The organism is Kitasatospora sp. NBC_00458, assembly GCF_036013975.1.
Taxonomy (GTDB): Bacteria; Actinomycetota; Actinomycetes; order Streptomycetales; family Streptomycetaceae; genus Kitasatospora.
The window spans coordinates 7,872,993-7,895,114 of sequence record NZ_CP107904.1; the positions used below are offsets into that span (position 1 = coordinate 7,872,993).

16 protein-coding genes are annotated in these 22,122 nt (G+C 76.2%); 10 read left to right on the top strand and 6 right to left on the bottom strand.

Translation table 11 applies throughout. From position 1 onward, the window contains the following. Window positions 1-8: 8 nt before the first annotated feature. Complete coding sequence (locus tag OG550_RS32160) at window positions 9-227, top strand: hypothetical protein (protein WP_327683507.1); 219 nt, start codon at window positions 9-11, stop codon at window positions 225-227. Between the two features lie 98 nt (window positions 228-325). On the opposite strand, the gene sph is transcribed toward OG550_RS32160, so the two are convergent. The 4 genes from sph to OG550_RS32180 all read right to left on the bottom strand — a co-directional run bounded on the left by sph (window position 326) and on the right by OG550_RS32180 (window position 6,001). Continuing rightward, entirely contained in the window at window positions 326-1,360 is a 1,035-nt protein-coding gene (gene sph / locus OG550_RS32165; protein WP_327683509.1) for a sphingomyelin phosphodiesterase, read from the bottom strand. A gap of 72 nt (window positions 1,361-1,432) precedes the next feature. After that, window positions 1,433-3,529 (bottom strand): MMPL family transporter, encoded by a 2,097-nt coding sequence (locus tag OG550_RS32170; protein ID WP_327683511.1) that lies wholly within the window; start codon window positions 3,527-3,529, stop codon window positions 1,433-1,435. Window positions 3,530-3,735: 206 nt separating this feature from the next. After that, window positions 3,736-4,887 (bottom strand): outer membrane protein assembly factor BamB family protein, encoded by a 1,152-nt coding sequence (locus OG550_RS32175; RefSeq protein WP_327683512.1) that lies wholly within the window; start codon window positions 4,885-4,887, stop codon window positions 3,736-3,738. 94 nt (window positions 4,888-4,981) lie between these two features. After that, window positions 4,982-6,001, bottom strand: coding sequence for a deoxyribonuclease IV (locus OG550_RS32180; protein WP_327683513.1), 1,020 nt, complete (start codon window positions 5,999-6,001; stop codon window positions 4,982-4,984). 350 nt (window positions 6,002-6,351) lie between these two features. Between OG550_RS32180 and OG550_RS32185 the strand changes: the two genes are divergently transcribed. Both OG550_RS32185 and OG550_RS32190 read left to right on the top strand, forming a co-directional pair. Then, window positions 6,352-7,458, top strand: coding sequence for a right-handed parallel beta-helix repeat-containing protein (locus OG550_RS32185; protein ID WP_327683515.1), 1,107 nt, complete (start codon window positions 6,352-6,354; stop codon window positions 7,456-7,458). A gap of 195 nt (window positions 7,459-7,653) precedes the next feature. After that, window positions 7,654-8,685, top strand: coding sequence for a methyltransferase (locus OG550_RS32190; protein WP_327683517.1), 1,032 nt, complete (start codon window positions 7,654-7,656; stop codon window positions 8,683-8,685). A gap of 138 nt (window positions 8,686-8,823) precedes the next feature. On the opposite strand, the gene OG550_RS32195 is transcribed toward OG550_RS32190, so the two are convergent. Together OG550_RS32195 and OG550_RS32200 are read right to left on the bottom strand one after the other, a co-directional pair. Further along, window positions 8,824-9,543 carry a class F sortase gene (locus tag OG550_RS32195; protein ID WP_327683519.1) on the bottom strand — a complete coding sequence of 240 codons (720 nt, stop codon included), beginning with the start codon at window positions 9,541-9,543 and terminating at the stop codon, window positions 8,824-8,826. 293 nt (window positions 9,544-9,836) lie between these two features. Next, window positions 9,837-10,229, bottom strand: a complete 393-nt coding sequence (locus tag OG550_RS32200) for a hypothetical protein (RefSeq protein ID WP_327683521.1) — start codon at window positions 10,227-10,229, stop codon at window positions 9,837-9,839. Between the two features lie 367 nt (window positions 10,230-10,596). Between OG550_RS32200 and OG550_RS32205 the strand changes: the two genes are divergently transcribed. From OG550_RS32205 to OG550_RS32235, 7 genes are all read left to right on the top strand, one after another. After that, window positions 10,597-11,064 carry a PPOX class F420-dependent oxidoreductase gene (locus tag OG550_RS32205; RefSeq protein WP_327683523.1) on the top strand — a complete coding sequence of 156 codons (468 nt, stop codon included), beginning with the start codon at window positions 10,597-10,599 and terminating at the stop codon, window positions 11,062-11,064. A gap of 166 nt (window positions 11,065-11,230) precedes the next feature. After that, window positions 11,231-12,187, top strand: a complete 957-nt coding sequence (locus OG550_RS32210) for a hypothetical protein (RefSeq protein WP_327683525.1) — start codon at window positions 11,231-11,233, stop codon at window positions 12,185-12,187. A 450-nt stretch (window positions 12,188-12,637) separates the two neighbouring features. Further along, entirely contained in the window at window positions 12,638-13,984 is a 1,347-nt protein-coding gene (locus tag OG550_RS32215; protein ID WP_327683527.1) for an MFS transporter, read from the top strand. Between the two features lie 191 nt (window positions 13,985-14,175). After that, entirely contained in the window at window positions 14,176-15,540 is a 1,365-nt protein-coding gene (locus OG550_RS32220) for a non-ribosomal peptide synthetase (protein ID WP_327683529.1), read from the top strand. Between the two features lie 212 nt (window positions 15,541-15,752). Beyond that, window positions 15,753-18,989, top strand: a complete 3,237-nt coding sequence (locus OG550_RS32225; protein WP_327683531.1) for a non-ribosomal peptide synthetase — start codon at window positions 15,753-15,755, stop codon at window positions 18,987-18,989. After that, window positions 18,986-20,167 carry an acyl-CoA dehydrogenase family protein gene (locus tag OG550_RS32230; RefSeq protein ID WP_327683532.1) on the top strand — a complete coding sequence of 394 codons (1,182 nt, stop codon included), beginning with the start codon at window positions 18,986-18,988 and terminating at the stop codon, window positions 20,165-20,167. Before OG550_RS32225 ends, OG550_RS32230 begins: the two co-directional genes overlap by 4 nt. A 40-nt stretch (window positions 20,168-20,207) precedes the next feature. Next, complete coding sequence (locus tag OG550_RS32235; RefSeq protein ID WP_327683534.1) at window positions 20,208-22,064, top strand: amino acid adenylation domain-containing protein; 1,857 nt, start codon at window positions 20,208-20,210, stop codon at window positions 22,062-22,064. Window positions 22,065-22,122: the final 58 nt, after the last annotated feature.

Sequence of the window (22,122 nt, forward strand, 5' to 3'; positions counted from 1 at the left end):
TCCGTACCGTGTCCGGACCAGCGCCGGGGGAGCGGCCGCTCGCCGACCGCCTCGACACCTTCTGGCAGGGGAGGGTGCCCGCCGCCGCTGAGGACGACGGCGAACACCCCACTGCCCTGGACGAGTTGGGCCCGTCCGGGATCACGCTGGGCGGCCGGTCGCCGGGTGGCCGGTCGCTGGACGCCGCCCTGGCGGCCGCTTACCGGCGGTTCACCGGGGCCGGTTGAGCGCGTTACCGGCCGAGCGCGTACCCGGCCGAGCGCGCATCCGGCCGAGCGCACCCGGCCGGGTGCGCCGGGGCCGTGGCCCACCGGGCACCCGGTGGCTAGCCGGCCGTCACCGGGTAGTGGTCGGAGAGGTCCGTGTAGGTGTAGTTCTTGCCCCAACTGCTCACCGTCCAGGGGGAGCTGTGGAAGCGGACCACCGTGTTGCCGTAGGTCGCGGGGCGTGCGTGGTCGGCCCGGTAGAGGACGTAGTCGAGGTCCTCCTTGGGCTCGTCGGGGTAGCGGTAGGCGGCGATCGAGTTGTCGGCGGTGTCGAAGGAGTCGGCCCAGCCGGTGCGGGTGTCGGCGGGGGCGACGCCCGCGTTGGCGAGCAGCGCGGGGTACTCGGTGCCGTGCGAGTCGATGTTGAGGTCCCCGGCCAGGACGACCGGCTCGGCGGCCGGGATGTTCTTGGCGTCGACGAACGCCTTCATGGCCTTGAGCTGGGCGGCCCGGACGGCGGCCGGCTCGCCGGCGGAGCAGCCGGTGTCGGTGGACTGCAGGTGGGTGCCGATCACGTGCGTGCGCAGGCCGTTGACGTCGAGCACGGCGTAGACGAAGCCCTTGTTGGACCACCAGTCCGCCCCGCAGGCGTCCTTGAAGACGTACTGCTCCTTGCGGAGGATGGGCCACTTGCTGAGCAGGGTGACCCCGCCGTCCTCCGGGGTGGTGGAGCTGTAGCTGCCGGCGGTGGCGTCCCAGCCGCTGGTCGACCGGCCGACGACCGGCGTGTGGTACGGGTAGGCGGCCGAGGCCTGGGCGACGAGCTGGTCGGAGGCGGCGTTGTCGAAGGCCTCCTGGAGCACGACCACGTCCTGGCCCTGGAAGAAGCCGGTGGCGGGGATGGCCTTGGCCCGGTGGTCCTGGCCCCAGTTGGGGTAGAGGTTCTTGCTCATCAGGAAGACGTTGTACGTCAGCACCTTGAGCGCGGGGACGCCGGGCAGTGCGGCGGCGGTGGTGCCGGCGGCGGTGCCGGCAGGGGCCGGGGCGGCGGCGAGGGCGTCCGGCGCGGCGGCGAGCGGGGCGAGCAGCGCGGCGGCGGCGGTGCAGACGGCGGCGAGGCGCGCGCCCGGGCGGCGCGTGGAGGGAGTTGGCATGCGCGCAGTCAATGCGGGGCGGGTCACGTCCGGCAAGACAGTGAACGATAACCATATGAACTCATTGGTAACTTAAAGCTGTCTGGCCAACTCCTCCTTGGGCGGAGGAACTTGCCTGGCCAACTTGCTCGGCCACCACATGTGCCGGTCCAGGTCCATCGTCACCGCGGTCACCAGGACCGACCGCACCACCAGCGTGTCCAGCAGCACCCCGAGCGCCACCGCGAAGCCGATCTCGGCGAACCCGACGATCGGCAGTGTGCCGAGCACCGCGAAGGTGCTCGCCAGGATCAGCCCGGCCGAGGTGATCACCCCGCCGGTCGCCGCCAGCCCGGCCACCGCGCCCTCCCGCGTGCCGTGCTGGGCGGACTCCTCCCGCACCCGGGTCATCAGGAAGATGTTGTAGTCGATCCCCAGCGCGACCAGGAAGACGAAGACGAACAGCGGGAACGCCTGGTCCTGCCCCTCGAAGTGGAAGACGTGCTCGAAGAAGAACGCGCTGATCCCGAGCGCCGCCGCGTACGAGAGCACCACGGTCGCGATCAGCACCAGCGGCGCCGTCACCGCCCGCAGCAGCAGGGCCAGGATCACCAGCACCACGCCCAGCACCAGCGGGATGATCGTCCGGTTGTCGGCCGCCGCGGCCCGCCCCGCGTCCAGGACGACCGCCGTCGAACCGCCCACCTTGGCGTCGGCGCCCGGCACGGCGTGGACGGCGTCCCGCACCCGGTCCACGGTGTCCTTGGCCGCCTGACTGTCCGGCGGGTCGGCCAGGGTGGCCTGGAACATCGCCTCCCCCTCGTGCACCACCGGCACCGTGGCGGAGGCCACCCCGGGGGTCGCCACCGTCACCTCGCGCACGGCCCCGGCCCCGGCCGCGGTGCTGATGACGGTCAGCGGTGCGCCCGTGCCGCCGGGGAAGTGCTGCTCCAGCACCTCCTGGCCGTACACCGAGTCCGGCTTGTCGGTGAAGGTGCCGGCCGTGCTCAGGCCGGTGGCGTTCAGCGAGACCAGGCCGATGCAGCAGGCCCCCAGCGCCAGCGCGGTGCCGATCCAGACCTTGCGCGGACGCCGCCCGATCCACGCCCCGACGTGCGCCCAGCGGCCGGTGCGGGTCGGCTCCGGCGTCCCGAACGCGGGCCTGACCGGCCAGAACACCCAGCGCCCGACGATCACCAGCAGGGCCGGCAGCAGGGTCAGCATCGCGGCCAGCGCCACCAGCACGCCGATCGCGCAGACCGGGCCGAGGCCCCTGGTGGAGTTCATCTCGGCGACCAGCAGGCAGAGCATCGACGCGACCACGGTGGCGGAGGACGCCAGGATCGCGGGCCCGGCCCGGTGCAGGGCGAACGCCATCGCCTCGTGCCGGTCCTCGTGGCGCCGCAGTTCCTCCCGGTAGCGGGCGGTGAGCAGCAGCGCGTAGTCCGTGCCGGCGCCGAGCACCAGCACGATCAGGATGCCCGCGCTCTGCGCGTTGACGGTCAGTCCGCTGTGCTCGGCCAGCAGGTAGATCACCGCCTGCGCGACCACCAGCGCCCCGGCCGCCGAGAACAGCGGCAGCGCCCAGAGCACCGGGCTGCGGTAGGTGAGCAGCAGCAGGATGATCACCACGCTGACGGTGGCGGCGAGCAGGGTGCTGTCGATGCCCGCGAAGGCCTCGGCCTGGTCCGCGCCGATCCCGGCCGGGCCGGTGACGTGCGTGGTCATGCCGAGGCTGTTCGCGGCGGCGGTGGCGCGCAGGCTGTCCACCGCGGGGCGCAGGTCCTGCCAGCCGCCGGTGCCGATGTCGATCGGCACGATGGTCTGCATCGCCTGGCCGTCGGCCGACTCCACCGGTCCGACCACCCGGCCGAGCACGTGCGGGGCGGCGGCGAACTCCGCCGCGTCGCGGGCCGCCTCGACCTTGTCGGCGGGGGTGATCCCCCCGTCCCGCTCGTAGACCACCACGGCCTGGGCGGTGTCCACCGGCTGGAACGCGCGCTGCTCGGTGATCACCTGGGTGGACTCGGCGTTGCCGGGCAGCCAGCTGGACGCCTGGTTGTCCTCGGCGTCGGTGAGCTTGCCCGCCAGCGGGCCGGCCACCACCAGCAGGACCAGCCAGAGGGCCAGCACCACCCACTTGCTGCGGCGTCCGCAGGGCAGCGTGGCCAGTCTCCGGGTCGGGCTCATCGGGAAATCCCCAGCCTGTGAGGCGTCACTCGCTCCAGCCTGACACCGCCCCCGCGGCTCGGCAGCCCGGGTTGGGCCGAACTGTGCGGCCGGGCCGGGCCGGTGCGCCGGCCGCGGTCCGCACCCGGGCGGGAAGGGGTCGGGCGCGGCGGCGGGCGCGGTCCGCATCCGGGCCGGGCCGGCGGCTCCACCGGCCCGCCCGCCGGTCAGGCGGGCGAGTCGGCCGCCGCGTAGACGCCGGTGCGGCTGCCGCGGTAGACGATCCCGCCGTGGGCGGCGAGCGACAGACCGGAGTACTCGGTGCCGAGGGCGGACGGCTCGTCGCGCCACCGGAGCCGCCCGGAGGCGAGGTCGAGCGCGTGCAGCCGGTCGTCGTTCAGTGCGACGTAGACCATGCCGTCGGCGGCGGTCGTGCTGCTCATCCCGGCGCCCAGGCCGGACGGCACCGTCACGCTCCACCTGGTCTCCCCGGTGGCGGAGTCCAGCGCGGTGACCCGGTCGCCCCGGTCCAGGCAGAGCGTCCCGTCGGCGACCGAGCGGGGTGCGAGCAGGCAGAAGCCGAGGTCCGAGCGCCGCCAGCGCACCCGGCCGGTCGCCGCGTCCAGGGCGAGGACGGCCGGGGCCCCGGGGTCGGCCGTGGTCACGTGGACGACGCCCCGCCCGACCACCGGCGTGCCGGTGAGCCCGCCGAAGGCCCGCTGCTCCCAGCGGCGTTCGCCGCCGGCGGCGTCCAGTGCGACGACCCCCTCCTCGAAGCCGGCGAGGTACACCGTGCCGTCGGCGACGACGGGAGCGTGCGCGCCCGCCATCGCGGCGCTCCAGCGCTGCTCGCCGGTGGCCGCGGCGTACGCCTGGAGCCGGTCCCCGTACGTCGCGAGGACGGCGCCGCCGCCCACCGCGAGGCCGCCGGGCGGGCCGGGCACCAGGGCCTCCGGCGGCCTCGCGGCCCACCGGAGGGCCCCCGAGGCGGCGTCCAGGGCCTGTACGTGGGAGTCGGTGGCCACGCAGACCAGCCCGTCACCGGCGGCGATCGGCCAGCCGGACGAGGGGTTGGCGGGCTCGCGGGAGCCGACCGCGGTGCTCCAGCGCGCGGCGCCGGTCCGCAGGTCGAGGGCCGCGACCGTGCCGTCGAGTCCCGCGGCGTACAGCTCGGAGCGCGGGGGCGCGGACAGGGCGATCCGGCCGCCCGTCCCAGTCCGGCTCCACAGCCGGTGGCTGGTGTCCGGGTCCCGGCGCACCCACCAGGCCGCGCCGCCGACGGCGGCGAGCGCCGCGGCGCCTCCGGCGGCGCTGAGCAGGAGACGCCTGCGGCTGGGGTGCCGGTGCGCGGGTTCGGACTGTCGTTCGTCTGCGTTCACACCGAGGACGACCGCTCACGGCCGCGGTCGGTTCCCGCCGCCGCGCACGGGTTCCACCTGCTCCGCGGGGTGTCCGCGCCGGTCGGACCGCCGGTCAGACCGCCGGGACGGCCGCCCGGGCGCGCAGCTCCTTCAGTGCGGTGATGTCCAGCGCGTGACCGGTGCCGTCGCCGCCGTGCTTGCGGTCCGGGGTCTCCACGACCAGGGGGACGCCGGCCGTCGCCGGGTGCTCGAACAGCTCCCGGAACGGTTCGGCGCCGATCAGCCCGGCCCCGATGTTGGCGTGCCGGTCCTTGCGCGCGCCGACCGCGTCCTCCGAGTCGTTGGCGTGGATCAGCCGCAGCCGGCCCGGTCCGGCGGCCGCGACCAGTGCGTCCAGCGTCTCCCGGACCCCGCCCGGCACCGACAGGTCGTGACCGGCGGCGAAGGCGTGGCAGGTGTCCAGGCAGACCCCGACCCGGGGGTGGCCGTCCAGCGCGTCCACGTACGCCGCGAGATCCTCCATCCGCGAGCAGAGCGAGCTGCCCTGGCCGGCCGTCGGCTCCAGCAGCAGCCAGGGCGCGTCCTCGCCGAGCGCGTCGAGCTCGTCCAGCAGCGGCCGGACGTCCTCCCGGACCTGCGCCATCGCCTCGTCCCGGCGCGAGCCGCCGCCCGGCGCCGAGCCGACCGCGGAGCCCGTGTGCAGCACCACGCCCAGGGCGCCGATCGCGTGCCCGCGCAGCAGCGAGTGGCGCAGCGATTCGGCGGAGCGCTCCCTGGTCGCCGGGTTGTCCGAGCCGAAGTTGATCAGGTACGGGGCGTGCACGTACGCCGGGAGGGCCTGCTCGGCGCAGGCGGTCCGGAACTCGGCGTCCTGCGCCGGGTTGCCCGGGGGAGTGGCCCAGCCGCGCGGGTTGGCCACGAACACCTGCACCGCCTCCGCGCCCACCCGCCGGGCGTAGGCCAGTCCCGTCCCGGCCAGCCCGCGGGCGGCCACCGGCACGTGGGCGCCGACCGGGTTGCGGCCGGCGGCGGACGGCGCGGCCGCGGCGGGGCCGGGCACGGCGGGCGCGGTGGGCGTGGCGGCGGGCGGAGCGGCGGCAGGCGTGGTGGCGGGGGCGGTGGCGGTACTCATGGCCCCGAGCATGCCACGCGCCGGACCGGTGCCCGGGCGGGTGCCTGCCGCGGTGCCTGCCGGGTGCCTGCTCCGGTGTCCGGACGGTGGCCCGGCCACGCCCGCACAGCCACCCTCGTACCCGCCCTCCTACCCGCCCTCGTACCCGCCCCGCCTGCGCCGAACGGCCCCGGCCCGGGCGCGGGGCCGGTCCGACGCCCCGTCAGTCCGGCAGCCCATCCCTGGTGGCGGGGGCCCGGGAGCGCACCTAGCGTCGGTTCGGCCGACACCCACCGGCCGTCATCTCCCACACACACCGCGTCACCGCGCCGGCGTCCCCCGAGAGCGCGCCAGAAAGCAGGTCACCACTCATGCCCACGCGACGGGTCCATCACCTCGCCGCGGCCACCGCCGCCGCCACGACCGCCCTGACCACCGTCCTCACCGCCGTCGGTGCGGCCCCGGTCCACGCCGCCGCCGGCGGGCTGCACCTGGTCCAGCCCGGAGAATCGATTCAGCAGGCCGTCGACGCGGCCCTCCCCGGCGACACGGTCCAACTGCTCCCCGGCGAGTACCGGGGCAGCATCCGGATCACCACCCCCGGCCTCACCCTGCGCGGCGCCGGGCCGACGTCCGTGATCCTCCCCGCCGACACCACCCGGGCGGGGGCTCCGGCCGCCGAGACCGCCGCCGCGTGCGCGGCCGCCGGGCACGGCCTCTGCGTGGTCGGCACCGACGACCGGCCGCTCACCGGCGTCACCGTCGAGGCGCTCGCCGTCACCGGCTTCCGCAAGAACGGGATCAACGCCACCGGCACCGACGGCATGACCGTCCGCGCCACCCACGTCCACGACAACGGCCAGCAGGGCATCAGCCAGGAGAAGTCCACCCGGGGCGTGATCACCGCCAACGAGTCGACCCGCAACGGCCAGTCCGGTGTCTTCCTCGCCAACTCCGTCGACAGCGAGGGCGGCGCGCTGTCCGCCGCGGGCACGGTGGTGAGCGGCAACCAGCTCACCGACAACCGGATCGGCGTCACCGTCCGCCGGCTGCGCGACCTGACCGTCGAGCAGAACGAGATCCACGGCAACTGCGGCGGCGTCTTCGTCGTCGGCGACGAGGGCGTGCCCCGGGCCGGCGCGCTCACCGTCACCCGCAACCGGGTCGTCGCCAACAACCGCTACTGCCCGCCCAACCCCCGGCTGGACCACATCCAGGGCGCCGGCATCGTGCTGACCGGCGCCGAGGAGACCACGGTGACGGAGAACCACGTCCGCGACAACGTCGGGGCCTCGCCGTTCTCCGGCGGCATCGTGCTCGTCCACAGCGTGGTCGGCGTGGCCAACGCCCGCAACACCGTCGCCGACAACTTCCTCGCCGGGAACGGGCCGGCCGACATCGCCGACCGCGACACCGGGTCGGACAACTCCTTCGCCCGCAACCAGTGCGCGGTCTCCGAGCCGGCCGGCCACTGCTGACCGGTCCGGCCCGACCCTCAGCCCCCCGGCCCTCAGCACCGCCCCGTCCGCCCCGTCCGCCCCGGCACCGCCCCGTCCGCCGCGCCCCCGGGCCCGGCGGCTCCCCTCCCGGAGGGCGTCGGCACCCCGCGCGCTCCGGCCCCACCACAGACCGCAGCAACCCGCAGAACCCTGCAGAAAGCAGAGAGACGGCACATGACCACCGCACCCGCCACCACCCCGCAGGCCGCCATGCGCCTGCGGGAGCTCGTCTTCGGCGCCGCCTGCGCCGCCGCCGTCCGCGCGGCCGCCCGCCTCGGCGTCGCCGACGCGCTGGGCGACAGCCCCACCACCGTCACCGACCTCGCCGCCGAACTGGGCACCGAACCCGGGCAGCTGCGCCGTCTGCTGCGCGCCCTCACCTGCTACGGCATCTTCGAGGAGGCCGGCGGCGACCGCTTCGAGCACACCGACATGTCCCGCCTGCTGCGCGAGGACGCCCCCAACAGCCTCCGCTACATCTCCCTGTGGTGCACCGAGCCGTGGACCTGGGAGGCCTGGCCGAAGCTGGACGAGGCGGTGCGCTCCGGCCGCAACGTCTTCCCCGAGCTGTTCGGCAAGGAGTTCTTCGACTACCTGCACAGCGACGCCGGGGACTCGGCGAAGGTCTTCGACAAGGCGATGACCACCTCCAGCCGGCAGTCCGCCGCCGACTTCGCCGCCTACCTCGACCTCACCGGGATCGACTCGGTGGTCGACATCGGCGGTGGCCAGGGCCACGTCCTGGCCAGCCTGCTGGAGAAGCACCCGGCGCTGCACGGCACCCTGCTGGACCTGCCCAAGGTGGTCGCCGGTGCCGACCCCCGGCTGCGCGACGGCGGCGCGTTCGCCGGGCGGGCCCGGCTGGTGCCGGGCGACTGCCGGGACGACATCCCGGTCCGCGCCGACCTCTACATCATCAAGAACATCCTGGAGTGGGACGACGGGAGCACCCGCCGCACGCTGGCCAACGTGGTCGCGGCGGCCCGGCCGGGCGCCCGCGTCGTGGTGGTCGAGAACCTGGTCGACGACAGCCCGTCGATGCGGTTCACCACCGCGATGGACCTCATGCTGATGCTCAACGTCGGCGGGGCCAAGCACTCCGAGGCGAGCCTGGTCCGGCTGATGGAGGAGGCGGGCCTGTCCGTGGCGGAGGTCCGCCCGGTCAACCCGTACCTGCATGCCTTCGAGGCCACCGTCCGCGGCTGACCGGATCCCCCGCCCGGCCCGTCGCACCCGGGCCGGGCGGAGGCCTGCCGCGCCCCCGGGGCCGCGACGACGGAGTCCGCCGGTTCCCCCTCCCCGCGGGGAGGGGGAACCGGCGGACTCCGTCGTCCCGCCGCCGGCTCAGGCCTTGCGCGAGGACTCCAGGTGCGCGAAGACCACCACGTTGTCCAGGTAGTCCCGGCGCTTCTTGTCGTACACGCCGCCGCAGGTGATCAGCCGCAGCTGGGCGTCCGGCGTCTTCCCGTACACCTTCTGGTCGGGGAAGGCGTCCTTGGCGAACGTCTCGACCGAGTCCACCGAGAAGACGGCGACCGTGCCGTCGGCCCGCTGGACCTCCACCTTGTGGCCCGGCATCAGCAGACTGAGCAGCAGGAAGACGGCCGGACCCTTGGTGGTGTCGACGTGGCCCGCGACCACCGAGGCGCCGCGTTCGCCGGGGGTCGCGCCGTCCCGGTACCAGCCGACCAGGTTCTTGTCCTCCGGCGGCGGGGCGGAGAGCTGGCCGGCCGGGTTCAGGGTGAGTTCGGTGAACGGGGCGTCCACGCCGATCTGGGGGATCCTCAGCCGGGTCGGCTTGGACCGCTTCAACGCGGGCGCGGCAGGCGCCGAGGCCTTGGCGGGTGCGGCCGGTGACGCCGTGGCGGGCGCCGCGGCGGGGGACCCGGCGGGTGCGGCGCCGGGTGTGGCGGGTGCGGTGGCCGCGGCCGGAGCGGCCTGCCCCGGCACCGCCTCGTCGGACGGCACAGTGTCCACCGAGTTGTAGATCAGCAGCAGACCGACCGCCGCCGCGCCCATCCCCGCGCGCAGCAGCCGGGACGTACCAGGGACCAGACCGGCCATCGCGCCGGCTCCTCTCCTCGGGCGTGTTTGCAAAGTCGCGTCGGACCAGGCCGCGGCGTTGGGCGCCCGGCCGGGCGTGCGCCCGGATCGCCCTCGTACTGGACGTACTTGGGCGATTCGGGCGTGCGTCCAGCCGGGATGCCCGGCGTCGCGGCCCCGGCGGGACTTTGCAAACACGCCCTACGGCCCGGCACCGCGGGCCCGACACGGCGAAGCGCCGCCCCGCGTGCCCCCGCCGCGACCGGCGCACCGGGCACCGGTCACAACGGGGACGCAGCGGGAACGGCGCGGGATCAGATGGCTGCGTCGGCGCTGCGGCGACCGCGGCGCAGGGCGATCGCGCCCGCACCGAGGCCGCCGAGCAGCAGGACGGCGCCGGAGGCCAGACCGCCGCCGGAGAGCGCGAGCCCGCCGCCACCGGTGTGCACGCCACCGTGCGGGGTCTTCTCGTCGGCCTTGTACTCGCCGCCCTTGGACTCCTCGGCCTTGTGCTCCTCGCCGGAGGAGCCCTTCTGCTTCTCCTCCCAGCTCTTCTGGCCCTCGGGGCTGGAGCCCTTCTCCTGCTTCTCCTGCCAGGTCAGGTTCTTGCCCTGGTCGGATGCGCCGTCCGCGTAGGCGAGCGGGGCACCGACGGTGAGGACGGCGGCGACGGCCGCTCCGGCGAGCAGGGTGCGTGCAGAACGCATGATGATGATCCTTCCGGCGCGGGGCCGCGATAGCCGACACGTCGTCGGCCAGGGGAATCGCGGAAAGGGCGCCTGATCCACCGTCATCCACGGTGGCCGCCGCTGCCACCGGAGGGCGGCAGCGGCAGGCGGTGCGGTGCGCCCTTCGGGTGGACTCCTCGGCGTGTTCACCCGGGTGCCCTGCGCGATCCGGGTGAACGGGCCCCGCCCGGGTATCCGTCCCGCGCCGATCACCCCGTCGGTCCCGTCGAGTTCACCCGAAGGGTCCCGTGCGGCCCGGTCGCGGCCCGGTCGCGGCCCGGTCGCGGCTGTCGGGTGCGGGCACGGGACGGGGGTGAGCCGGGGCACGGATGGGGAGACTCGGCGCATGGCTGAGATCTCGAAGGACGTCCGCGAGCGGATCGAGGCGGGACACATCTGGTACGTCGGCACGGTCAACGCCGACGGGTCGCCGCATGTGAGCCCGATGTGGGTGGGGATGGAGGGGGACCTGCTGCTGTTCAACACCTCGGTCGGCCGGGTCAAGGAGCGGAACCTGCGGCGCGACCCCCGGGTCTGCCTGTCGCTCGCCGACCCGGCCGACCCGTACGACCGGGTGCAGATCCGGGGGCGGGTGGTGCGGTTCGTCGAGGGGGAGGAGGCGGACCGGAACATGGACCGGCTGGCCCGGACCTACCTCGGCGCGGACGGGTACGGCTGGCGGATCCCCGGGGAGCGGCGGGTGGTGGTGCTGGTCGAGCCCACCCGGGTCAGCCGGGTGACCGGGGTCGAGCCGCTGCCGCCGGGCGCGCCGGGCAGTACCGCGTCGGGCAGGGCGCAGGCCGACCGGGCCTGACCCGCCGTCCCGGCCCACCCGTCCCCGTTCCGTCCGTCCTGTTCCGCCCTCCAGTGTGCCCGGGCCGTGGCCGCTCGGCGCCGGAGAGCGGGGCCGGAGCCCCGGGGAACCGATCGGTCCCGTCCGCGTCTATCTTGAGGGGCCACGGACACGAGAGGGGCGGAACATGGGGACGGTCGGTCGGAAGGTGGCCGCCGCGGCGGCGGCGGGTGTGCTGCTGGGGACGCTGGCGGCCTGCGGATCCGGGGGGTCGGGGACCTCCCGCGACGCCGCCGGGAGTCCGGCGGCCGCCCCGGCGAGCCCGGGCGGCTCGGAGGGCACGGCGGCCGCCGCGTCCGGCACCGCGTCCTCGGCCCCGACCGGCAGCGCGGACCCGGGTGCGGCCTCGGGTGCGGCCTCGGGTTCGCCGGGCGGCACCCCGTCGGCCGGTACGGCGACGGGCGGTGCCACGACGGGCGGCGGGACGGGCGGTGCCACGGGCGGTACGGCCGGCGCCACGACGGGCGGGGCGTCGGGCGGCGCGGCCACGGCCGGTGCCGCCGGTACCGCCGCCGGTGCGGGCACCGCAGGCACCGCGGGCGGCGGTGCTCAGCCGGCGGCCGGTCCGGACTCGGACACCCTGCTGCTCGACGACAGGCTCGTCCTCCAGGTCCTGCCCGACCAGAAGGCGATACCCGGCTGGGAGGAGGAGAAGCGGAAGGTGGACACCGCCGACCACGCGACCACCTGCACCGCCGCCACGCCCTGCACCGGCAAGCCGCTCAGCGGCTCGGGCCGTTTCGCCTCCGGGGAGGTCACCGCGCGCTTCGCCGTCGACACCCTGGCCGGAAAGGCGGAGGCCAAGGAGCGGCTGAAGGAGGCGTACGCGGCCTACGGCGACGGCAGGTACAGCTCGCTCGACCTCGGTGTGCTGGGGACCGAGAGCCGCGCGTTCCAGGGGCAGATCGCCGGCCGGGACGGCGTGAGCATCGTCCTGCGGTCCGGCACGGTGGTCGCCAGCGTCACGACCGAGGGCGGCCCGGTCGACCCGGCCGGCGCCCGCAGGCTCGCCGCGATGCTGGTCAAGCGCATCGAGCAGGCCCAGGCCGGCCGCACCCCGGACGCCGTCCTCGACCCGGCCTGACCGGCACCCCGCCGACACCTGACCGGCACCTGACCGGCGCCCTGCCGACAGGCGCCCGAGCGGTACCCTGCCGACGCCCGAGCGGTGCCCGCGGCCCCCGGACCCCCAGCGGTCCGGGGGCCGTTCCGCTGCGGATACCACGGTGGAACCACGGGCAAGTGACGGAACGTCAGCACTTCACCGGTTCCGGCCAAGTTGAGGGCGTCCGTCCGCTGGCCGGAAAGTATGAGTCCGAATACCGGACGCAGCGGTGGACAGGAAGCCCCGGTCGCGGCGGTGGAGCGACGGCGCTGGTCCCGCTTGCGGAATCGGGTCGCGGGCCGCGGGGCGTGACATAAGGGGCGGCTAAGGGAAGCCTGCGTGACCGGCGTGATCCGGTCGTTCGGGGGGAGGGCCGGAAACGAGCCAGACGGTTGCCCGGTAGCGAATCGGTAACCGAGAGTCGTACTGATGAACGACAAGCCCAGTCCGCCCCGCACCCGCCCGTCGGCCAGACGCGACTTCAGACTCCTGCTCTCGGGAGCCGTCGCGGCTCAGGCGGGCACTCAGGTGACCCTGGTCGCGCTGCCCCTGGTCGCGGTGGTGGAACTCGACGCCTCGCCCTTCCAGGTCGGCCTGCTGACGGCCGCCGAGACCGCCGCCTTCCTCCTGGTCGGCCTGCCCGCCGGTGCCTGGCTGGACCGGATGCGCAAGCTCCCCGTCCTGATCCGCGCCGACGTGCTCCGCTGCCTCGCCGTCGGATCGATCCCGGCGGCGGCCGCGCTCGACGCGCTCACCCTGGTCCAGCTCTACCTGGTGGCCCTGGTCACCGGGGTGGCGACGGTCTTCTTCGACGTCGCCCACCAGTCCTACCTGCCGGTGCTGCTGCCGCGCGAGCGACTGGTCGCGGGCAACGGCGCGGTCGAGACCGTCCGCTCCTCCGCGCAGATCGCCGGACCGGGGCTCGGCGGCGGGCTGGTCCAGCTGCTCGGTGCGCCGCTGGCGATCGTCGCCGACGCGGTCGGCTACCTCGTCTCGGCGGCGCTGCTCTCCCGGATCCGCGCCGACGAACCACGGCCGCACGCCGAGCCCGGCCGCTCGCTGCGCGCGGACATCGCCGAGGGCGTCCGGTTCGTCACGGGGCACCCCCTGCTCCGGGTGATCGCCGCCGCCACGGCCACCTCCAACCTCTTCAGCGCGGTGCTGATGGCCGTGCAGACGGTCTTCTGGGTCAGGGTCCTGGGGCTCTCCCCGGCGGCCATCGGCGTGCTGCTCTCCGTCTCGGCGGTGGGCGGCCTGGCCGGGGCGCTCTGCGCTGGCCCGCTGGCCCGGCGGATCGGCCAGGGCCGGCTGATCTGGCTCGCACCGCTGGTGACCGGGCCGTTCGCGCTGCTCTGGCCGCTCGCGGACGGGCGCGCGGGGGCGGTGCTGTTCGCGGTCGGCGGCGTGGCGGTGCTGTTCGGCGCGGTGGTCTACAACGTCGCCCAGGTGAGCTTCCGGCAGAGCCTCTGCCCGCCCGAGCTGCTCGGCCGGATGAACGCCACCATGCGCTTCCTGGTCTGGGGCACCCTGCCGCTGGGAGCCCTGCTCGGCGGCGCCGTCGCCGACGCGGCCGGGCCGCGCGCCGCGCTCTGGGTCTGCGCCGTCGGCATCCTGGCGGTGCCCGTGCCGCTGCTGCTCTCGCCGCTGCGCGGCATGCGGGACCTGCCCGCCGGGCCGGACCACGGGGGGCCGGACCACGGTCCGGAGCCGGAGCCGGACTCGGAGCCGGACCGTGCCGACCCGGAGGGTGCCGACGCCGTCAGACCGGTGCGCTGAAAGGCCCGCACGCCCCGTCCACCCGACCCCACCCCACCCGCATCCCCGCGCCCGTGCGGTCCGTCCGCACGCCCCGCCCCGGCCGGCCGCCCGGACACCGGGGCGCCGCGCCGTACCGGGCCGCCGCCCGCCGCCATCCCGCACCGGCCACCGGACCTCCGAACGCCCCGAACCGAAAGCGGAGACCTTCCGTGCACTCCAGCATCACGGCCGCCTACCTCGCCCGCTACCGGTCCGTCCTCGACGCCGCACCCGCCCCGGCGGAGCTGCTCCCGCTCACCGGCGCCCAACGGCGGTTCCTGATCACCCGCCGGCGCGACCTGCGCGGCCGGGCCGACATCGTGCCGCTGTTCTTCGCCTTCCCGCGCGGCACCGTCGACCTGCCGCACCTGCGCCGCGCCGCCGTCCGGCTGGCGGCCCGCCACCCGGCGCTGCGCGGCGCGTTCACGACGGTCCGCGGCACGCCCGTCCTGCGGCTCGGCGGACCCTCCGTCGAGGTGGCCCGGGTGGCGACCGACCCGCCGGGGCCGGACGGGGCCGCCGGGCCGGACGGCTCCGCCGCCGCCGCGCTGCGCCGTGCACTGCTGGACTGGCCCGCCGACGGGCCGGTGCTGCGCCTGCTGCTGGCGGCCGCGCCGGACGACGAGGAGGAGCTGCTGGCCGTCGCGCTGGACCACGCCGCCTGTGACGAGCAGTCGCTCGGCCTGGTGACGGCGGATCTCACCTCGGCGTACGAGCAGGACCGGGGGCAGGACCGGGAGCAGGAGCAGGGGGAGGAGCAGGACCGGCGGGACGGTCAGGGCGGCGTCGAGGCCTACCGGGCAGCGGTGGAGGGCCAGTTGGCCGCCGAGGCGGCCGCCGCGAGCGAAACCGCGCAGGTCCACTGGGCGGCCCGGCTCGGCGCCCTGGACGAAGCGCCCCCGGACGAAGCGTCCCGGGGCGGAGCCGCCGTCGGCGGGGTCGCCTGGTCCACCGGGATGGTGGCCCACCGGCTGCCCGCCGCCACCGGGGCGGCCCGGGGCGGGGTCTTCCCCGCGCTGCTGGACGCGGTCGGCGTCGCCGCCCGCCGGCTCACCGGGGACGAGCGGGTGCTCGCGCTCGGCTACCCGTGGGGCGGTCGCCCGCCCGGTGCGGAGCCCGTCCTCGGCTGCTTCCTGAACACCCTGGTCCACCCGGCGCCGCCCGGACCGGCGCGGGGGCTCGACGAGCTCGGCGCCGAGTGGTGGGACGACCTCGACCACGCGGACACCCCGTACGACGAGGTGGTGCGCGCCGCCCGCTCGGCCGGTGCGCGCTGGTCCGGCGCCCTGGACGGCCTGCTGACCTTCGAGGACCTGAACCGCCGCCCGCCGCTGGTCCTCGGCGGCACCGCCGGCCGGGAGACCCACCTGGGCGGTCGTCCGCTGGCGGCGCCGCTGGCGGTCTCCGCCTCGCACGGCGAGGACCTGCTGGTCCGGCTGGCCTGGGACCGCGACCGCTACCGGGACGCGGACGCCGAGGCGGCGTTCGGGGCGCTGCTGGCGACGCTCCGCCGCCACCTCGGCCCGGCCGACTGAACCCCGCCGCCCGCCGCCCGCCGCCCGTCACCTGCCTGCCTACCACTGGCCACTGACCACTGACCACTGACCACTGACCGCCACCCACACCGACCCGAACAACCCGCCGCGCGCGCCACCACCCCCGGCCCGCCCGGCAGAGGCGGGCTGACCGTGCCCGCCCGTCCCGTCGAACCGCATACCGACCCGCCACCACCGTAAGGGAGTTGCCCATGTTCGCACTCTCCTCGTCGCAGGAGATCGTCTGGCTGCACGAGCAGATGCTGCCCGGCAGTCGCGCGTACAACTTCACCGCGGCCCTCGACCTCTGGGGACCGCTCGACACCGACGCGCTCCGGGCCGGTCTGGCCGCCGTGATCGCCCACCACCCGGGCCTCCGGCTCGAACTGGTGGCCCGCTCGGAGGGGCTGCCGCTCCAGCGGGTCGGCGCCCGGACCGAACCGCGCCTGCGCACCAGCGACTTCTCCGCCGACCCCGACCCCGAGGCGACGTTCCGGACGCTGCTCGCCGCCGAGGCCGAGGAGCCGCTGGACACCACCCGGGCCCCGCTGCTGCGCTGGCACCTCGTCCGGCTCGCCGACGACCACCACCGGCTGATCCACGTCGAGCACCACCTCATCCACGACGGGCGCTCGTTCGCGATCCTGCTCCGGGACCTCTTCACCGTCTACCGGGCGCACGTCCTCGGCGGGACCGCCGAACTGCCCGCCGCCCCCTCGTACGAGGACCACGTGCGCGCCGCCGGTCCCGCGCAGGACGCCGCCAGGGAGCGCGGACTCGCCTACTGGAAGCGGGAGCTGGCCGACGCGCCGGTCGACCTGACGCTCCCCGGACTGGCCCGGCCCGGAGCCGTGCGCCGCCACCGCGGCGGCCAGCTGCGGCAGTCGATCGGCGCCGACCTCGCCGAGCGGCTGCGCGAGCGCGGCCGGCGGGACGGGCACACCCCGTTCTCCACGCTGCTCACGCTCTTCGCCGAAATGCTGCGGCGGCACAGCGGCCACCGCGAGCTGATGGTCGGCACCGCCGTCGGCAACCGCCCGCCCGGCTTCGAGGGCACCGTCGGCATGTTCGTCAACACCGTCCCGCTGCGCCTGCGGCTCGACCCCGCCGCGCCCGGCACCGAGACGGTCGACGAGGTGACCGACGTCCTCTTCCGTGCGCTGCCCCACCAGGACGTGCCCGTCCAGGAGCTGACCCGTGAGCTGGGCCGGCACACGACCGGCGCGGACAACCCGCTGTTCAGCGTGATGTTCAGCGCGCACGACGCACCGCTGCCCGACGTCCAGGCGCCCGGGCTGGAGGTGTCGCTGTACGAGGGGTTCAACACCGGCACCACCCGCTTCGACCTCGACCTGGTGCTGCTGCCCGACGACCGCCGGGTGGTCGGCGAGAAGCTCGGCGCGCCCGGGATGACCCTGGTCTGGGACTACGACGCCGACCTGTTCGCGGAGGAGACGGCCGGCCTGCTCGCCGAGCGGCTGCTGGGGCTGCTCCGCGACTACCTCGACCGGCCGGAGGCCGCGCTCGCCGACCTTGCACCGGCCGCGCCCGCCTCCGGGCCCGCCGTCGAGCCCGCCTCCGGACCCGCCTCGGTGCACCCGGAGCGGGCCGCGTCCGACCCGGCCGTGCTCGACCCGGCCGCCGCCCACGACCCGAGCGCCCTCGCCCTGCTGGCCGGTACCGAGCGGCTCTCCTACGGCGACCTCGACCGCCGCGTCGACGCCCTCGTCGAGCGCCTGCGCGCCGCCGGCGTGACGCCCGGCCAGCCGGTCGCCACCGTGCTGCCGCGCGGTGTGGACAGCGTGGTCGCGCTGCTCGCCTGCCTGCGCCACGGCGCGGTGTACGCCCCGCTCTCCGCCGAGGACCCGCAGGCCCGGCTCGCCCTGCTGCTGGAGCGGCTCGCCCCGGCACTGGTCCTCGCGACCCGGCAGAGCGCGCTCGCGCTGCCCGGCACCGTCGCCCCGGCCCTGCTGGACGGCCCGCCGTTCCCGAAGGCCGAGCCCGCCGCGGTGCTCGACGGCGCCGCGTACGTGGTCCACACCTCCGGCTCCACCGGCGTGCCCAAGCCCGTCCTGGTCGGCCGCGCCGCACTGGCCCACTACACCGCCGCCGTCGCCGCCCGCTACGGGCTCGGGCCCGCGGACCGGGTGCTGCTCTTCGCCCGCCCGTCCTTCGACGTGGCGCTGGAGGAGGTGCTGCCCTCGCTGGCCGCGGGCGCCGCCCTGGTGCTGCCGCAGCGCGAGGTGCCGACCGGGCCCGAGCTGGTCGCGGTGCTGGCCGCCCGCGGCGTCACCGTCGCCAACCTGCCGACCAGTTACGCCCTGGCGGTCCGCGAGGACCTGCGCGAGGCGCTGGCGGACGGCCGCTGGTCCCCGCGCCTGCTCGTCCTCGGCGGTGAGCGGCTGCCCGCGCGGGCCCTGCGCGGACTGACCGCGGGCACCGCCGTGACCGTGCTGAACGCCTACGGGGTGACCGAGGCGACCGTCACCTCCACCGTGCACGAGATCACCGACGCCGACCTGGCGGAGACCGGCGCGGCCGAAGCCGGACCGGCCGACGCCGATCCCGTCACCGCCGACGCCGCCGTCGCCGCTGAGGCTGCCGTCACCGCCGACGCCGCCGAGATCCCGCTCGGCACCGAGCTGCCCGGCGTGCGCGTGCACGTCCTGGACGAGGGCCTGCGCCCGCTGCCGCCCGGCGCGGTCGGCGAGCTCGCCGTCGGGGGCGACGCGCTGGCCGACGGCTACCTCGGCCTGCCGGAGGTCACCGGAGCCCGGTTCGTGGCCGTCCCCGCGCTCGGCGGGGAGCGGGTCTACCGCACCGGCGACCGCGGCTTCCGCGGCCTCGACGGCCGGCTGCGCTTCCTCGGCCGCCAGGACAACCAGGTGAAGCTGCGCGGCTTCCGGATCGAGCTGGAGGAGATCGAAGCCGCCGCCTCCGCCGAACTGGGCGGCCGCTCCTGCGCCGTCGTGCTGCACCGGGACGCCACCGCCGGCCCGCGCCTGCTCGGCTTCCTGGAGGGCGGCGAGCAGCCCGACCAGGCCGCGCTGCACGCCGCCCTGGCCCGCCGCCTCCCGGCCGGACTGGTCCCCGCGTCCTGGACGGCCCTGGCCGCGATGCCGCTGCTGCCCGGCGGCAAGCCCGACCGCGCCGCCCTGGCCCGGATCGCCGCCGAGGCGCCCGACGAGGCCGCGGCCGCCGCGGCCGAACCGCAGGCCTTCACCGGCCCCGGCGAGGCCATGGTCGCCGAGGCCTGGCGCGAGGTGCTCGGCCACGACCGGTTCGGCGCCGACTCGCACTTCTTCGAGGTGGGCGGACACTCCCTGCTCGCCGCCCGGCTCGCCGCCTGGCTGGAGCCGCGCCTGGGCGCCCGCCCGCCGCTGCGCACGCTCTTCCAGCACCCCGTCCTGGCCGACCAGGCCCGCGCCCTGACCGGAGCCGACCAGTGAGCCTCTCCGCCCCCTCCGCCATACTCGAAGCCGGCCACCGCGAACTCACCGACGCCTTCGAGAGCTTCGTCCGCCGCGAACTCGAACCCCTGGCCGCCGAGTTGGGAGAGTCCGCCGAGCAGCCGCCGGCCGACCTGCGGACGTACGTGCGCAAGCGCTCCGCCGCGCTCGGCTTCTACGCCGGCGACTACCCGGAGGAACTCGGCGGCGCCGGCATGCCGTTCACCGCCGTCGTGCTGCTCCACCACGCCGCCGGGCGCAGCGGCTGCGCGCTCGCCCCGTACGCGCTGGCCGGCTCCGACGGGCCCAGCCCGCTGCTGCGGCACGGCACGCCCGAGCAGGTCGAACGCCACCTCGTCCCGCTGGTCCGCGGCGAGCGGACCCGCTGCCTGGCGCTCACCGAGCCGCAGGCCGGGTCGGACGCCTTCCGGCTCACCACGACCGCCGTCAGGGACGGGGACGGCTGGCTGCTGAACGGCCGCAAGACCTTCGTCAGCAACGCCGACCGGGCCGACCTCGCCCTCGTGGTCACCGCCACCGACCTCGGCGACGGCGCAGGGCCCACCGCCGGCGCCACCGCCTTCGTCCTGCCGATGGACCACCCGGGCCTGCGGATCGGCCAGCGCTACGAGGGGATGTCCGGCGAGCCGCTGTTCGAGCTGACGCTCGACCGGCTGCACGCCCCGATGGCCTCGGTGATCGGCGGCGAGGACGGGGTCGGCGCCGCCACCGCGCTCGCCATGGACAGCCTCTCCCGGGGCCGGCTGGTGGTCGCCGCGATGTGCAACGGCATCGCCGAGTACGCGCTGCGGCTCGGTGTCGAGTACGCCCGCGAGCGGCAGGCCTTCGGGCAGCGGATCGGCGACTACCAGCACATCCAGGAGCACCTGGTGAGCACCCGGGCCGAGGTCGAGGCCTCCAAGCTGCTCACCCTGGCCTGCGCCCGGCTGGTGGACGACGGCACCGAGGCCCCCGAGAACGCCGCGCTCGCCAAGCTCACCGCCTCCGAGACCGCCGTCAGGGCGGTCGACCGCTCGCTCCAGGTGCACGGCGCCACCGGCTGGGTGCGCGGCCACCCGCTGGAGTTCCTCTACCGCTACGTCCGGATGACGACCATCATCGAGGGGACCTCCGAGGTCCAGAAGGTGATCGTCGCCAAGGCCATGGGCCTGGGGTGAACCCGTGACGACCACCCGATCGACGCTTGGAGGAGAAGCCATGACGAACCCCCGGTCCGCCGTTCGCGAGTCCGACTCCCACCAGTCCGGTGCCAGCATCGCCTACGGCCGCCCGCACCAGGACGGCGCGGTGCTCGACCTCTTCACCAGCTGGGCCCGCCGCACCCCGCACGCCCCGGCGCTGGTCGACGGCGAGCAGACCCTGAGCTACGCCGAACTCGACGCCCTCGCCGACGAGTTCGTCGAGACCCTGGCCGACCGGGTCCACCCCGGCGACCTGGTCGGCCTCTGCCTGGACCACTCCGCCGCCCTGGTCGCGGCCACCGTCGCGGTCGCGAGACTCGGCGCGGTCCACCTGCCGCTCGGCCCGCGCCCGGGCGAGCGCAGGCTCCAGGCCGTCGCCGAACAGCTCCGCCCCGCCTGCCTGGTGGGCGATCCGGCGCTGCTGCCGCCCGCCCACCGGGACGGCCTCCACCGCCCGCTGGACGCCCCCGGCACGCCCGGCGTCGTCGCGGCCTTCGCCGCCGACCGCACGACGGGCGTCCGCACCCCCGCCGGCACCCTGTACACCGTGCTCACCTCGGGCTCCACCGGGACCCCGAAGGCCGTCGCGGTCGCCGAGTCCGGGCTCGGCGCGCTGCTCCAGTGGTACCGCGAACTGACCGGCCTCGGGCCCGGCGACCGGCACAGCCTGCTGATCGGCGTCGCCTTCGACCCGCACCTGATGGAGCTGTGGGCCGCGCTCACCTCCGGCGCCGCCCTCAGCGTCGCCCCCGACGCCGTCCGCTGGGACCCGGCCGCGCTCACCGACTGGTGGCGCGCGGCCGGCATCACCGTCGGCGTGCTGCCCACCCCGCTGGCCGAGCCGGTCCTCGACCGCCCCTGGCCCGCCGGACTGACCCTGCGCCACCTCATGGTCGGCGGCGACCGGCTGCGCCGCACCCCCGGGGCGGACGTCACCGCCACCGTCCACAACGCCTACGGCCCGGCCGAGGCGACCGTGGTCACCACCGTGCACAGCATGCCGCCCGGTGCCGACCACGGCACCGGCGCGCCGCCGATCGGCCGCCCGGTCCCCGGCGCCGTCGTGCTGGTCACCGACGAGGAGGGCCGCCCGGTGCCGCGCGGCCACGCGGGCGAACTGCGGATCGGCGGACGGGGCCTGGCCATCGGCTACCTCGACGCGGAGCTCACCGCCCGCCGCTTCGTCTCGGCCCCCGACGAGGTCGAGGGCACCGACCGGGTCTACCGCAGCGGCGACCGCGTCCTGATGCGCCCCGACGGCGTGGTGGAGTTCCTCGGCCGCCTCGACGACCAGGTCAAGGTCAGCGGGGTGCGGATCGAGCCGGCCGAGGTCGAGGCCGCGCTCGAACGCGACCCCCGGGTCCGCCGCGCCGCGGTCGCCGCCCGGCCCGGTCCGGCCGGCGGGGCCCAGCTGCTCGCCTTCGTCCAGCCCGCCCCGGAGGGCCCCGCGCCCACGGGCGCCGAACTGCTGGACGCCGTCCGGCCGTGGCTGCCCGAGCAGGCCGTGCCGGGCACCCTCCGGCTGGTCGACGCCTTCCCGCTGGACGCCAATGGCAAGATCGACCGGGCCGCGCTGCTCAAGGCCGAGGAGGCCGCCCAGCAGGCCGGACCCGGGCCCGAGGAGGCCGCCACCCCCACCGAGCGGACGGTGCTCCGGCTCTGCCGCGGGCTGCTCGGCCGCGCGGACCTCGAACCGGCGGACAACTTCCTCGACGTGGGCGGGACTTCGGTCGCCGCCGCCCGGCTGCTCGCCGCGCTGGAGGAGGAGTACGGGGTACGGCTGCGCGCCCCGCTGCTGCTGCGCCAGCCCGACCTGCGCGCCATCGCCCGGCTGATCGACGACCGGCTCGCGGACGCCGTCGCCGCCGACTGACGGGCCGCCGCCGCACCTCCCGACCGCCGCCGCAGGGCACCCCGGCCCGCCGCCGGGG